Origin of the sequence: Chryseobacterium jejuense (assembly GCF_017877355.1) — a bacterium.
Classification (GTDB): Bacteria; Bacteroidota; Bacteroidia; order Flavobacteriales; family Weeksellaceae; genus Chryseobacterium; species Chryseobacterium jejuense_A.
This window is the reverse complement of record NZ_JAGIPR010000012.1, coordinates 25,808-39,619: the sequence shown is the minus strand read 5'-3', so window position 1 is coordinate 39,619 and position 13,812 is coordinate 25,808. Positions and strand designations below refer to the sequence as shown.

11 protein-coding genes and 3 tRNA genes are annotated in these 13,812 nt (G+C 35.8%); 11 read left to right on the top strand and 3 right to left on the bottom strand.

Annotated elements, in window-relative coordinates:
• The first annotated feature begins 83 nt into the window (after window positions 1-83).
• The 4 genes from J2772_RS19855 (at window position 84) to J2772_RS19840 (ending at window position 5,853) form a co-directional block, all read left to right on the top strand.
• Complete coding sequence (locus J2772_RS19855) at window positions 84-2,183, top strand: T9SS type B sorting domain-containing protein (protein WP_209919783.1); 2,100 nt, start codon at window positions 84-86, stop codon at window positions 2,181-2,183.
• A 95-nt stretch (window positions 2,184-2,278) separates the two neighbouring features.
• A complete protein-coding gene (locus J2772_RS19850) occupies window positions 2,279-2,869 on the top strand; it encodes a DUF1572 family protein (RefSeq protein WP_209919781.1) in 591 nt (196 codons plus the stop codon).
• Between the two features lie 66 nt (window positions 2,870-2,935).
• Window positions 2,936-4,282: a tRNA (N(6)-L-threonylcarbamoyladenosine(37)-C(2))-methylthiotransferase MtaB gene (gene mtaB / locus J2772_RS19845; RefSeq protein WP_209919779.1), complete on the top strand. Its 1,347-nt coding sequence runs from the start codon at window positions 2,936-2,938 to the stop codon at window positions 4,280-4,282.
• A gap of 53 nt (window positions 4,283-4,335) precedes the next feature.
• On the top strand, window positions 4,336-5,853 hold the full coding sequence (locus J2772_RS19840; RefSeq protein WP_209919777.1) for an FMN-binding glutamate synthase family protein: 1,518 nt from the start codon (window positions 4,336-4,338) through the stop codon (window positions 5,851-5,853).
• Window positions 5,854-6,092: 239 nt separating this feature from the next.
• On the opposite strand, the gene J2772_RS19835 is transcribed toward J2772_RS19840, so the two are convergent.
• Window positions 6,093-6,833, bottom strand: coding sequence for a hypothetical protein (locus tag J2772_RS19835; protein ID WP_209919775.1), 741 nt, complete (start codon window positions 6,831-6,833; stop codon window positions 6,093-6,095).
• 55 nt (window positions 6,834-6,888) lie between these two features.
• Here J2772_RS19835 and J2772_RS19830 point away from each other — a divergent pair, with 55 nt between their 5' ends.
• Window positions 6,889-7,326 (top strand): RNA-binding S4 domain-containing protein, encoded by a 438-nt coding sequence (locus J2772_RS19830; RefSeq protein ID WP_209919773.1) that lies wholly within the window; start codon window positions 6,889-6,891, stop codon window positions 7,324-7,326.
• Between the two features lie 12 nt (window positions 7,327-7,338).
• On the opposite strand, the gene J2772_RS19825 is transcribed toward J2772_RS19830, so the two are convergent.
• Window positions 7,339-7,854, bottom strand: coding sequence for a shikimate kinase (locus J2772_RS19825; RefSeq protein ID WP_209919771.1), 516 nt, complete (start codon window positions 7,852-7,854; stop codon window positions 7,339-7,341).
• Between the two features lie 115 nt (window positions 7,855-7,969).
• Here J2772_RS19825 and J2772_RS19820 point away from each other — a divergent pair.
• The 3 genes from J2772_RS19820 (at window position 7,970) to J2772_RS19810 (ending at window position 8,280) form a co-directional block, all read left to right on the top strand.
• A tRNA-Lys gene (locus J2772_RS19820) sits at window positions 7,970-8,042 on the top strand.
• A 35-nt stretch (window positions 8,043-8,077) separates the two neighbouring features.
• A tRNA-Leu gene (locus J2772_RS19815) sits at window positions 8,078-8,160 on the top strand.
• 47 nt (window positions 8,161-8,207) lie between these two features.
• A tRNA-Lys gene (locus J2772_RS19810) sits at window positions 8,208-8,280 on the top strand.
• A 173-nt stretch (window positions 8,281-8,453) separates the two neighbouring features.
• Here the strand turns inward: J2772_RS19810 and panC are convergent.
• A complete protein-coding gene (panC, locus tag J2772_RS19805) occupies window positions 8,454-9,302 on the bottom strand; it encodes a pantoate--beta-alanine ligase (protein WP_209919769.1) in 849 nt (282 codons plus the stop codon).
• Between the two features lie 171 nt (window positions 9,303-9,473).
• Between panC and J2772_RS19800 the strand changes: the two genes are divergently transcribed.
• The 3 genes from J2772_RS19800 to glmS are packed head-to-tail and all read left to right on the top strand — an operon-like array spanning window position 9,474 to window position 13,763.
• Window positions 9,474-10,244 carry a glycogen/starch synthase gene (locus tag J2772_RS19800; RefSeq protein ID WP_209919767.1) on the top strand — a complete coding sequence of 257 codons (771 nt, stop codon included), beginning with the start codon at window positions 9,474-9,476 and terminating at the stop codon, window positions 10,242-10,244.
• Window positions 10,245-10,258: 14 nt separating this feature from the next.
• Entirely contained in the window at window positions 10,259-11,881 is a 1,623-nt protein-coding gene (locus J2772_RS19795; RefSeq protein WP_209919765.1) for a DUF4270 family protein, read from the top strand.
• A 28-nt stretch (window positions 11,882-11,909) separates the two neighbouring features.
• Window positions 11,910-13,763, top strand: a complete 1,854-nt coding sequence (gene glmS, locus J2772_RS19790; RefSeq protein WP_209919763.1) for a glutamine--fructose-6-phosphate transaminase (isomerizing) — start codon at window positions 11,910-11,912, stop codon at window positions 13,761-13,763.
• Window positions 13,764-13,812 lie beyond the last annotated feature (49 nt).

Below are 13,812 nucleotides of genomic sequence, written 5' to 3'. Positions count from 1 at the left end.
TGTAATTAAATAATAGGTATATTTGGTATACGTTGGATATTAATCTGACCCAAAACGACTTAACCATAAAAACAAATATATCTATGAGAAAAATTTTACTATTTACCTTTTTATATATTTCCCATTTCTTATACTCTCAGCAAGATTGTGCTACGGCGCTGGCTGTTTGTGGAAATTCGAACCTTACTTACAGTCCTTCAGGGTATGGTAATATCAAAGAAATGGTAAACTCCGGAACCTGTATAGATACATCTGGAGAACATAATTCTATCTGGTATAAAATTACGATTGCCACAGGAGGTACTTTGACATTTAATTTGGTGCCCAATAATCAGGATGCGGATTATGACTGGGCTATCTTTGGACCTAACGTAAACTGCGGAAGCCTGGGATCTGCCATACGTTGTAATGCTGCAACAGTTGTTGGAGTAGGTGCGGCAACTGGATTAAACATGACAAGCACCATTACAAATGCGGCTGGAGGATCAACAACTCCTTATTGCCGATATTTGGATGTTTTACCAGGAGAAACTTACTATTTATTTATTGATAACTGGGTGAGCAGTACGAGCAGTACAACAGCTCCTTTCTCTTTAACATGGGGTGGAACAGCTGCGTTGGCATCTCCGTTCACAGATCCTGCTATTCAGCCTAACCCTTTTATACCACCGGGAATTCCAGCAGCTAATCCTGCTGATCCAAGAGAAGTTATTATCTGTGGAAACCCCGTTATATTTGATTTTACAACGTTATCCGCAGGTATTGTTAATGGAAATCCTGGTTTTAGCGTAAGTTATCATACCAGTGCTAACGATGCATTAACAGTGAATAACCCTATTACAACTCCTTTATCAGTAAATACTACAACTGTTTATTATTATAGTATAAGTTACACTGATCCAACTAATCCGAACAGTCCTCTTAATAAATGTAAACAGACGGGTACGTTTAAATTTAAGGATGGGACTATTGCTGTAAAAGATGCCACATTAATAGGATGTAACAATAACAATGCAGGGACAGCTCTTTTTGATCTCACATTAGCAGACCTTACAGCATCAACAAATGTTTCTAAAAAATACTATAACAGCATGTTTGATCTTAATGCTGGAATTAATGAAATTATCAATCCTACAGCATTTACTTCTGCAGAAGGAACTATTTATGTAAAAGTAACTTCCGAATATGGATGTAGCGGAATAGCAAAGATTACTTTAACATTTCATCCCATTGTTGTTGTTTATGAGGCTACACTTACAGAATGCTTCTTAGAATCCAATCCGAGTACCGGATCTTTTAATCTTGCAAACGCTCCGGTAACAACTCCGGACAATACTAAAAAATACTATCCATCTGAAGCAGATGCTATCAACCAAACCAATGAAATTCTGAATCCAATGACTTATATTGCTCCTAATGGAGTGGTATATGTTAGAGTTACCAATGGTAGAGGATGTTATGCTGTTGTTAAAGTTACTTTAGTAGTAACCCCGCCAAAATATTCTGCTGTACTTAAAGATAAAACGATATGTATGGAAAGTAAAACCACTTTGGATGCCGGGCCTGGGTTCAAAAGCTATCAGTGGAGTACTGGTGCAACTACTCAAACTGTTACTGTTGGTGTTGGTGTGTATTGGGTGAAACTCAAAACCGGAGATTGTTATACTATGCAGACAGTAAAGGTAATACCATCTGAGCTGCCTGTTATTTCCGATATTGAGGTGGGCAATAATACGATAACAGTATCTGTAATAGGAGGTACACCACCTTATAAATATTCGTTGGACAATATTACCTGGCAGGATTCCAATGTTTTCACCAATCTTCCAAGAGGAGAATATAAGATCTATGTGAAAGATGATTATAATTGTACTCCTATAAAAGTTGAAACTGTTGTTCCCAATCTGGTTAATGTTATCACCCCCAATGCTGACGGTGTGAATGATGTGATTGATTATTCCGCATTATCCGGTAAACAAAATCTTGTGATTAATATTTTTGACAGATATGGAACCAAGATTCATCAGGCTGATAAACTTAACGGCTATAGGTGGGACGGAACGGTGAGCGGAAGAAGAGTGCCTACGGGAACTTATTGGTATTCTATCTTATGGAATGAAAATAATACCAAGAATACCCCTGTTAAATTTATCGGTTGGGTATTGGTTAAAAATCGGGAATAATGATATAATGTAAATAAATAGCATAGATAAAACCACTTCGGAAGAGGTGGTTTTTTTATTTGATTTTTTTTACATTAGTTATCAAAATAAAAAGAATGAAAGACCTGTTTGTAAAACGCTTTGAATATTATAAATCCCTTGGAGATAAATCATTTAGCCAGTTATCAGATGAACAGATTTTCTGGCAGTATAATGAAGAAAGCAATTCCATTGCAGTCATAGTACACCATATTGCGGGAAATATGCTGTCAAGATGGACTAATTTTCTTACTGAAGACGGAGAAAAATCATGGCGTCACCGTGATGAAGAATTTGTGAATACTTTTAAATCCAAAGATGAGGTTCTTGAATTCTGGGAAAAAGGATGGAAATGTTTTTTTGAAGCTTTAGATCACATCAATGAAGAAAATCTTTATTCTACAATTTATATAAGGGGAGAGGCGCACCCTGTTATTGATGCTGTTTTAAGACAACTTGCTCATTATCCATATCATATCGGGCAGATTGTTTATATTGCTAAAATGATTAAAAATGAAGATTGGAAAACATTGTCTATTGCCAGAAACAAATCTCAGGAGTTTAATACTGAAATGAAAAACAAATTTTCCAGAGAAGAACTGGAAGGGAACTCATCACCCGTATGTTTTCAAAACAGCCCTGAAGTAAGGAACGAATATAAACAATAGATTGAATCAATCTTGGATTATTATTAAAATTACTATCTTTGCACCCATAAAATTCAGAAGTAACACATGTCTACTTTTCAAAGAACTGCCGCGTATCATACACTTGGCTGCAAATTAAATTTTGCAGAAACATCTACTATTGCCCGTCAATTAACAGATGCAGGTTATGATAAGGTGAGCTTTGATGAGAAGGCCAACGTTTATGTAATTAACACATGTTCAGTTACTGAAAACGCTGACCGTGAGTGTAAGCTTCACGTAAAAAGAGCAATGAAAGCCAATCCGGATGGGCTGGTGGTTATTGTTGGATGTTATGCACAGTTGAAACCTGAGGAAATTTCACAGATTGAAGGAGTAGATCTTGTGTTAGGAGCTAAAGAAAAGTTTAATATTCTAAGCTACCTTGATGATTTAGAAAAGTCAGACAACGAGGGAATTGTTCATTCATGTGAGATTGAAGAAACCGATTTCTTTATCGGAAGTTATTCTATTGGTGACAGAACAAGAGCATTCCTGAAAGTTCAGGACGGATGTGATTATAAATGTACTTACTGTACCATTCCATTGGCAAGAGGGATTTCTCGTTCAGATACCATCGAAAATGTTCTTAGAAATGCTTCAGAAATTGCAGCAAAAGATATCAAAGAAATTGTTCTTACCGGAGTAAACATCGGTGATTACGGTAAAGGTGAGTTTGGAAACAAACGACATGAGCATACATTCCTGGATCTTATTTCAGAACTTGATAAAGTAGAAGGGATTGAAAGAATCCGTATTTCTTCCATTGAACCTAATCTTTTAAAGGATGAAAGTATTGAACTGGTTTCTAAAAGCAGAAGCTTTGTTCCTCACTTTCATATTCCACTACAATCAGGAAGCGATGATTTATTGAAAAAAATGAAACGCCGTTACCTGACTAAACTTTACAATGACAGGGTAAAAAAAATCCGAGAGGTAATGCCTGATGCTGCTATCGGTGTGGACGTTATTGTAGGGTTCCCCGGAGAAACAGAAGAAACATTCCTGGAAACCTATAATTTCCTTAATGAACTTCCAATCACTTACCTTCATGTATTTACTTATTCTGAAAGAGAAAATACAGAGGCCGCTGCAATGGAAGGGGTAGTTCCGGTAGCTGAAAGAAAAAAACGTAATAAAATGCTGAGAATTCTTTCTGAAAAGAAAAAAATGGCATTTTATCAGACTCAACTTGGAAAAACGCTTCCTGTACTTTGGGAGCACGAAAATAAGGATGGAAAAATGTTTGGCTTCACAGAAAACTATGTGAGAGTCCAGAAAGACTTTGATCCTGCATCTGTAAATAAAATCGAATTTCTAAATTTAGAAAAAATCCTGTCAGATGGCACAGTTTCTGTGCAATCTTCCTACCAAAATTTTTTAGCAAAAGCATAGGCTCTTTGCAAAATTTCCACTAAATTTATTTTTAAACTTTAAATACTACATTCATGAGAGATAAGTTTTTATCTTGGGGAATTGTATTAGTAGCTGCTACGTGGATTGTAGCACTACTGATAAAAGCGCATTATTGGATACCGACGCTGCTATCCGCTATCTATGCATTGGGTGTTTACAATGCTTACCAATCGAAACATGCTATTCTGAGGAACTTCCCGGTGCTGGGATACTTTAGGTACTTTTTCGAAAGTATTTCACCCGAAATGCAGCAATATTTCATTGAAAGGGAAACTGACGGGAAGCCGTTCCCAAGAAATCAGCGTTCTGCAGTATACAGACGTGCTAAAAATATAAGTGACACGGTAGCTTTTGGAACACAGTTGGAAGTGAATCACAGAAAATATGAAGGTATCAAGCATTCTATTTATGCAAAATCCCCATCAGAAGAACTTCCGAGAGTTTGGGTAGGAGGAGAACAGTGTACACAACCTTATCATGCTTCTTTATTTAATATTTCAGCAATGAGTTTTGGAGCATTAAGTGACAGAGCTCAGATTTCACTGAACAGAGGTGCTAAAAAAGGGAATTTCTTCCATAATACAGGAGAAGGTGGTATTTCGCCTTATCACCTTGAAGGTGGAGATTTATGCTGGCAGATTGGTACAGGATATTTTGGATGCCGTGATGATGAAGGAAAATTCAATGCGGAATTATTTACAAAGTATGCAACACTTCCTAACGTGAAAATGATTGAGATCAAATTGTCACAAGGAGCAAAACCAGGTCACGGAGGGGTGCTTCCAGGAGTAAAAAATACACCGGAAATTGCAGCTATTCGGCACGTAACACCTGGGATGACTGTTATTTCACCACCATCACATACTGCATTCTCTGATGCTGCCGGACTGTTGAGGTTCGTACAGGAATTAAGAGAACTTTCAGGAGGAAAACCTGTTGGATTTAAACTTTGTATTGGGGATACTAAAGAATTTGAGGATGTCTGCGTACAAATGAATGTTTTAAAGATCTATCCTGATTTTATAACCATTGATGGAGCTGAAGGAGGAACAGGTGCTGCACCACCGGAATTCTCAGATGGAGTAGGAATGCCTTTGGAACCAGCTCTGATATTTGTCAACAGAACCCTTAATAATTATAATCTGAGAAATAAACTTAGAGTCATTGCCAGTGGTAAAGTTCTTACAAGTTTAGATATTTTAAGAGCTGTAGCAATGGGAGCGGATATGTGTAACAATGCAAGAGGATTTATGTTCTCATTAGGATGTATCCAGGCTTTAAGATGTAACTCAAACAACTGTCCTACAGGGGTTGCAACTCAGGATAAAATGTTAATCAAAGGATTAGATGTTACGGATAAAAGTGAAAGAGTATATCATTTCCATAAAAACACCCTTCATACCTGCAATGAACTGATTGCAGCAGCAGGAAGAAGCTCTTACGAAGAAGTAGATGCTACCATGTTTATGAGAGGAGATGAATTTGACCATCTTGCAGATCTGTACTTCCCGGATATTTTAGGAAACGTAAAACAGAAAACAAGATTTTAATAATTAAAAAAAGCAGCTTTAAAAATTGTTTAAATACATAAAAAAGTCAGATTAGAACATTCTAATCTGACTTTTTTATGTTTAAGATCTGGTAGACTTGAAAAACGCTACTATTTGCTTTGATAAATTTTTACGACCTTGAAAATAAGGTGCTTTTAACTTCAAAATTCAGACTGGTGATAGTCGGCTTTCAAGACTATTTAGCAAATAAAAAACCGTCTGTGATAGACGGCTTGTTTTTATTTATCTTTATCAAGTCTTACTTCAGTCCCATATATCTGGAAATTGAAAACAAATGATTTGTTTCTGTAAGAAATTCCAAAGTAAGGATAGTGAGGGTTTCTTGCAAATGCAGCTCTTGACGGAACAATAATTACACCCTGTAGATTATAAGGGGTTGAATTTGGTAAATCTTTAAAAGCTGTAAACTTTTGTAATGCCTCTCTGAAACCAGCTATTTCAAAGTAGGGTCTTTCTTGTTTGTTATCTACTCTCACACTCTTCTTTGCATAATAATATGCTGGGTCAACAAATGGAATGGTAACACCATCTATAGTGTTTAAGAATGGTGATTTGGCTGAAAATACAGGAGTTCCATTGTTATCAATAGCCTGGTAAGCATCAGCTCTACCCATTATTTTAATGATATCATCGTCTCCAATTATCTTATGTTTGGTCGGATCAGGATCAGGTTGTGCTCCTTCTCTCATAATATAGATTGTTCCGGAAGGAAGTTTTGTATACTTTAAATCTGATAATTTTGTTTCTTTATCATCAGAAGTGTCTGTAGCGCTGAAAGGTTTTATATTTCCCTGAGCATCCAGATAGTTCTCATTCATGAACTTCGTAATAGCCTGATCGTCATAGGTATTTTGAACATTGATGTCTTCCGGCTCCTGATACGTAGGTACTTCATCATCTTTTTTACATGCAGTAAAACACAAAGATCCGGCAAGGATATATAAAAATATTTTTTTCATTTCAAAAAACTTTAATTACTTTACAAATAATATAACGGCAAAAGTATAAAAAAATATGAGAATAGATAAATTTTTATGGAGCATTCGCTTTTATAAGACGAGAAGTATTGCAGCTGAGGAGATTAAAAAGAATAGAGTTTCTATGGGAACGTCTGCCGTAAAATCATCTAAGGAGGTAAAAGAAGGGGATATTATTAAAATCCGAAAGAATCAGATTGATTATAAAATAAAGGTTTTACAGATTCCTAAAAGTAGAATGGGAGCCAAATTGGTTCCACTTCATATACAGGATGTAACAGATAAGGAACAATATGAACTTCTGAAGCTTCGTAAAATGACCCAGGATTATTACAGAAACAAAGGAGAGGGAAGACCTACAAAGAAAGACAGAAGGGATATGGATGACTATGTAGGCAACGATATTGATGCTGATTTTACAGATTGGGATGATTTCTTCGGAGAAACAGGTAACGAAACTGAAGACGAAGATTAAAATAAAAAAGCTCTAGAGATAGAGCTTTTCTATTATTTCTTTAACAATATCTTCGGGTTCTTTGCCATCAGTCCCTACACTAAACTGAGCTTTACTGTAAAATTGATTTCTTTCAAATAAATGTTTGGCAATAAACTCCGGAAGGTCTTCATCTGAAATATTGGCAATTAATGGCCTTTTTTCCTTTTGTTTAGAAAGTCTTTCAACCAATGTTCCTACGGAAGTCCTTAAAAAGACGCTCCTGGAATTATGATTGATGATCTCCATATTATTATAGTAAACAGGAGTTCCGCCCCCAAGACTTAATATTACATTCTCTTCTGAAGCTAATATTTCTTCAAGAGCCTCTCTTTCCAGTTTTCTAAAGTGAATTTCTCCTTTTTTTTCAAAAATTTCAGGAATGGTTAATTTATTTCTTCTGGAAATTTCTTTATCAAGATCTATCAGTTTAAAATCTATTTTGTCGCTTAATATTTTGGAAATGTGAGATTTGCCACTTCCCATGTATCCAATTAGTGAAATTATCATGAATTTTTTTTAAACAAATTTGCGAAAAAGTTTTGAGATAAAGAAAAAAGTCATATCTTTGCACCACTTAAAACAAGGGACATTACTTAAATGAAAACTTGTTTAACAAGTGGCCGACTCGGTAGCTCAGCTGGTAGAGCAATACACTTTTAATGTATGGGTCCTGGGTTCGAATCCCAGCCGGGTCACTAGCAATAAAAATTACAAATTTTGTAATTTTATTGCCTGCGTGGTGAAATTGGTAGACACGCCATCTTGAGGGGGTGGTTTCCTAAGGATGTGCTGGTTCGAGTCCAGTCGCAGGCACTGCAAAGAAAATTTATAATTAAGAATATTAATTCCTAATTGTGGCCGACTCGGTAGCTCAGCTGGTAGAGCAATACACTTTTAATGTATGGGTCCTGGGTTCGAATCCCAGCCGGGTCACAAGTTTACTGAAAAGTAAATTTTTTTCATATTAATATTTTGTGATTTGGTGTTTCAAAGGCTTCCTTCCGGAGGCCTTTGATTTTTTGTATTTAATCTAAAATAAATAAAACTCTGACCATTCAAATGATCAGAGCTGTATTTTATTAAGGAATAACCTTTGTGAATATATATTAATCCAAATGCATATTGTCAATTAATCGGACTCCATCCACAACTACTACGATAAATGCTCTGAACTTTCTGTCTTTATAGAAGAAGTCGGTTTCCTGTAATGTGTTTTCATCGGCAATCAGGAAATATTCCAATTGCATCCCTTGCTGATTGTCAAAAATATCAGTTACTCTTTCTTTAATTTCAGGAATACTAACCGTTCTGAACCAATCATTTACTTTCTTTAAGGTTTCATAAATGATTTTTGAAGCTTCTTTGCGGTCTTCATGAAGTCTTTGGTTTCTTGAGCTTAATGCCAGTCCGTTGTCTGCTCTGTAAATAGAAACTCCTTTTATTTTAACCGGGAGATGTTTTTTATCAACCATTTTCCTGATGATGGCCAGCTGTTGGAAATCTTTTTCTCCAAAATAAGCATTGTCAGGCTTTACTTGTCGGAATAATTCCTCTACAACAGTTCCTACACCGTCAAAGTGTCCCGGTCTGGATTTTCCTTCCATTTCATTTTCCAATCCATCAAAATCATAGCGTTGGCTTTCTGCTTTTTCAGGATAAATATCAGTAACTTCAGGAATGTAAACAGCGTCTACCAATCCAGATTTTTCCAGAATCAGGATATCTCTGTTGATATCTCTCGGATATTTTTCCAGATCCTCAGGGTTGTTAAATTGAGTTGGATTTACAAAAATTGAAGAAATCACAAGGTCATTCTCCTTTTTTGCTTCTTCATACAGGGAAAGATGTCCCTTGTGCAGAGCTCCCATCGTAGGAGCAAAGCCAATTCTTTTTCCCATTTCCTTCTGTCTTTCAATGAAATCCTGAAGGGTTTTCCTGTTTTTTATAACTTCCATAGTTTATTTTAATACTTATTCAAAAATACTAAAAATATCATATAATAAAATGTGTTTTTACCAATTTGGGAAGGTGAATTTTCGTAAAAAAATGTTAATTAAAATAATGTTGGATGTTTTTTTGTAATTTTGCACATTAAAGCATTTTTACAAAAATTAGATAGAAAGTTTATGCCGAATCAAAAAATACTGTACATTACTACAGAGATGTATCCGTACCAAGAAGATACAAATATGGCCGCTGTGGTAAACAAAATGGCGCTTAAGATGCACAATGAAGGCAATGATGTAAGAGTTTTTATGCCAAGATTTGGACAAATAAGTGAGAGGAAATTCCAACTTCATGAGGTGATCCGTCTTTCAGGGATGAATATTATCATCAATGATCTGGATCAGCCACTTATCATTAAAGTAGCGTCTCTTCCGGGGGAAAGACTGCAGGTTTACTTTATAGACAATGAAGAATACTTCAAAAGAAAGCAATATTATTTCGATGATGAAGGAAATCCTTTCGACGATAATGACGAAAGAGCTATTTTCTTTGCAAGAGGAGTAATTGAAACCATCAAGAAACTGAACTGGGTACCGGATGTTATTCATTTGAATGGATGGATGTCTTCATTTGTTCCAATTTATCTTAAGACTTACTACGAATCAGATACTTATTTCAAGGATGCGAAAATTGTTCTTTCCCTATACAATGAGAAAGAAGCTGATCTTGATAAAAAGATTGATGAAAAGCTGAAGTTTGATAATATTTCAGGATTAAAAGCGTTAGATAACCCAACAATCAAAAATTTCGTTATCGAAAGTATGAACTACGTAGATACTGTTGTAAAAGGAGATGAATTCCTTGATGAAGACCTTGATAAGGCTTTCAATGAAACAGCGACTCAAAAGTCGGAGTATCTTGACGTAGATTCTATAAATCAACTTTATTAAAAAACACATTTTTAATGACTCATACTCTTAAAAGGACTTTCGCCATGCTTCTATTGGCGGTTTTCGGAAGTGCAATCCTTTATAACTGTGAACCCGATCCGGATTCTCTTGGGCAACAACTCTTTGATAAAGATGCAGCAACAGGTGCTGAAAAGCCATATGATATTATAGCCTATAATATTAATAATAATGATTCTATCAAAAGTGATTGGGCGCAGCTTGTCTCAACATCAGGAACTCGTGTAGCGGTTCTGGGGGCATTTAAAGAAGGGCAGTTTGGGATGCAGAAAGCATCTTATATTACTCAGTTAAGGTTGCCGGATGGTTATCAAATTGGAGAGAAACCAGTGGTAGATTCTGTTGTTTTGGTGATAAGAACTCCGGCGAATACAGCAGATGATACTTATTACATGGCTGATAAAGTGGTAGCACCGGCTGCTTATGAGAAAAATGATTTTCCTGTTGGTGATGAGAAGGTGACTGTTTCAATAGAGAAGAAAACTTACCCTACTCGTAAATACGGGAATGCTGAGACAATTAAATCTATGAAAATTAATGTACATAGAGTTAATGAGTTCTTAGACTCTGGTAAACCAGAATTTACTTATTCTAATAAGAACGTAACAGTAGGAGACTTACTTGGATCTGCTACTTTTGATGGAAATGTAAGCACTGTAACGGCTACTAGAAAATCAGACAACACAGTTGTCTTTGATGGTAAGCTAGGCTTCAGAATGAATCTGGATAAAGATTATTTCCAACAAAATATCCTTAATAGAAGAGGAGATGATGTGCTTAAGGATGCAGCTAACTTTACAAGATATTTCAACGGAATTAGACTTTCAGTACAAGATAATGATGGGTATCTTTTCCAGTTTTCACCTGATGATATGGAGCTTCGTTTGTATTACAAGGCTGATAAAACAGAAAACGGTACGGTAACAAGACCACAGCAAGTACTTGCGTTTGATCTGGGAAATAGAAATACCCGTTTGGGACGTTATGAGTATGACAGATCAGATTCTGAATTTGCCAAAGCTACAAAATACAATGAAACAACAGGTGATGGGGTGCTTTTCCCCCAGGGAATGGGAGGTCCTTATGTAGGATTGAAAATTCCAGAATCTACAATTGTAGAGTTGAAAAAGAAATTTAATACAGATAAAGCAGGAATTGTAGGGGCTAAAATCAGAGTATTTATAGATAAAGATAAAACATTTGCTAATGCTCAGTCTGTAGCTGCCGATCGTAAATTTATCCTTCTGCCTAATGAAATTTCTAAACTTGATGAAAAGTTAAAACCTATTTTTACAAAAGATATGCTAAAAGGGTTTCCAATGTATTATTATGGTAAGACAACTATTAAAGGCGAGGAAGCAAAAGGAGAATATGAATATTATGATTTAGTAGTAACACAAACTCTTAAGGATATTGTTGAAGATAGTAGCGTTGTGGCAGCAGATAAGGTACTCTATCTTTATTTAGGAGCATTTATGAAAGGTCAAAACGATAATATTGTTGGAGCAAATTACACAACTCGAGCTACTGATATGAACAGAGTTGTTCTGATAGGATCAGATAAAACTGAGAAGAGAGTTCAGCTTAAGGTTACTTATTCAACAGCCAATAATAAATAAAATACAATAAACACAAGACAAAATAAATATGTGCGGAATAGTAGGATATACAGGTTTTCAGGATGCTTATGAGATCGTAATTAATGGTCTTAGAAGACTTGAATACAGAGGATATGACAGTGCCGGAATTGTTTTAGAAGGTTCAAACAACAAATTTGAAGTAGAAAAAACAAAAGGTAAAGTAGAGGATTTGGTGAATATTTCGAAGCAATTAAAAGGAACAGCCAAAATTGGTATGGGACACACCCGTTGGGCTACCCATGGAGTTCCGAGCGACAGAAATTCCCACCCGCATTTGTCAAATAATGGAAAAATAGCACTAGTGCACAATGGTATTATTGAAAATTATGATACCATTAAAACAATGCTTACTGAAAAAGGGTTTACTTTCAAATCGGAAACAGATACTGAGGTATTGGTAAACCTTATTCAATATTTTATGGATCTTAACCCGGAGATCGATTTCCCTGCAGCGGTAAGATATGCTTTAAATGAAGTGTATGGAGCTTATGCTATAACAGTACTTCACGAAGATTATCCGGGAGTATTGGTTGTAGGAAGATTAGGATCTCCTTTAGCGATCGGACTTGGTGATAAAGAATATTTTATTGCTTCTGATGCTTCTCCTTTTGTAGAATTTACAAAAGAAGCTATTTATCTTGAAGAAGGGCACATGGCTACCATTTCTTTAGAAAATGGAGTAGATATCAGAACCATTAATGAAAACTCTAAGATTGAGCCTGAAATCCAAGAACTTAAATTAAGCTTAGAGCAGATTGAAAAAGGTGGATATGAACACTTCATGCTGAAAGAAATCTTTGAACAACCTAAGTCTATTCATGATACTATGAGAGGGCGACTTATTGTAGATGAGGGAGTTATCAAGATGGCAGGAATTTGGGATCATGTAGAAAAGTTCAAAAATGCTAATAGAATTATTATCATTGCTTGTGGAACTTCATGGCATGCAGGTCTTATCGGGGAATATCTTATCGAAGAATATGCAAGAATTCCGGTAGAGGTAGAATATGCTTCAGAATTCAGATACAGAAATCCTATCATTACTGATAAAGATGTTGTAATTGCGATTTCTCAATCAGGAGAAACTGCAGATACAATGGCTGCTTTAAAACTGGCAAAAGAAAAAGGTGCATTTATCTATGGTATCTGTAACGTAGTAGATTCATCTATTGCAAGAATTACAGATGCTGGTTCATATACCCATGCAGGTCCGGAAATTGGGGTTGCTTCTACAAAAGCATTTACAGCACAGCTTACTATCCTTACTTTAATTGCATTTAAATTAGGTAAGCATAACGGAAATTTAGGAAACGCTGAATTTATGAGCTTAATTGCAGAGCTTAATGCTCTTCCTAAGAAGATTGAAGAAGTATTGAATACTACTCACGAGCTTACTCAGAGTATTGCAAAAGATTTTGTGAAAGCTACCAATTTCCTTTACTTAGGAAGAGGGTACAATTATCCTGCAGCCTTAGAAGGAGCGCTGAAGCTTAAAGAAATTTCTTATATCCACGCAGAAGGGTATCCGGCAGCAGAAATGAAGCATGGACCCATTGCTCTGATTGATGAGAATATGCCAATTGTTATTATAGCGCCTAAAAAAGGACACTATGATAAAATTGTAAGTAACGTTCAGGAAATCAAAGCAAGAAAAGGGAAAATTATAGCTGTTGTTAACAAAGGTGACCGTCAGGTTAGCGAAATGGCAGATTATGTTATTGAAATTCCTGAAACCTCAGAATGTTTCTCTCCAATTGTGGCTTCAGTGCCGTTACAGCTGCTTGCCTATTACATTGCTGTATATAGAGGAGCGAACGTAGATCAGCCAAGAAACTTGGCGAAATCTGTAACTGTAGAATAAAAATTAGGTGTAAATAAAATAAATTTAGATTTCTTCCGTTATTTCAAAA

Bases quoted from the DNA above. Each gene is read 5' to 3' on its own strand.
- J2772_RS19855 (WP_209919783.1), top strand. From the start codon at position 84: ATGAGAAAAATTTTACTATTTACCTTTTTATATATTTCCCATTTCTTA.
- J2772_RS19850 (WP_209919781.1), top strand. From the start codon at position 2,279: ATGAAAGACCTGTTTGTAAAACGCTTTGAATATTATAAATCCCTTGGA.
- mtaB (WP_209919779.1), top strand. From the start codon at position 2,936: ATGTCTACTTTTCAAAGAACTGCCGCGTATCATACACTTGGCTGCAAA.
- J2772_RS19840 (WP_209919777.1), top strand. From the start codon at position 4,336: ATGAGAGATAAGTTTTTATCTTGGGGAATTGTATTAGTAGCTGCTACG.
- J2772_RS19835 (WP_209919775.1), bottom strand. From the start codon at position 6,833: ATGAAAAAAATATTTTTATATATCCTTGCCGGATCTTTGTGTTTTACT.
- J2772_RS19830 (WP_209919773.1), top strand. From the start codon at position 6,889: ATGAGAATAGATAAATTTTTATGGAGCATTCGCTTTTATAAGACGAGA.
- J2772_RS19825 (WP_209919771.1), bottom strand. From the start codon at position 7,854: ATGATAATTTCACTAATTGGATACATGGGAAGTGGCAAATCTCACATT.
- panC (WP_209919769.1), bottom strand. From the start codon at position 9,302: ATGGAAGTTATAAAAAACAGGAAAACCCTTCAGGATTTCATTGAAAGA.
- J2772_RS19800 (WP_209919767.1), top strand. From the start codon at position 9,474: ATGCCGAATCAAAAAATACTGTACATTACTACAGAGATGTATCCGTAC.
- J2772_RS19795 (WP_209919765.1), top strand. From the start codon at position 10,259: ATGACTCATACTCTTAAAAGGACTTTCGCCATGCTTCTATTGGCGGTT.
- glmS (WP_209919763.1), top strand. From the start codon at position 11,910: ATGTGCGGAATAGTAGGATATACAGGTTTTCAGGATGCTTATGAGATC.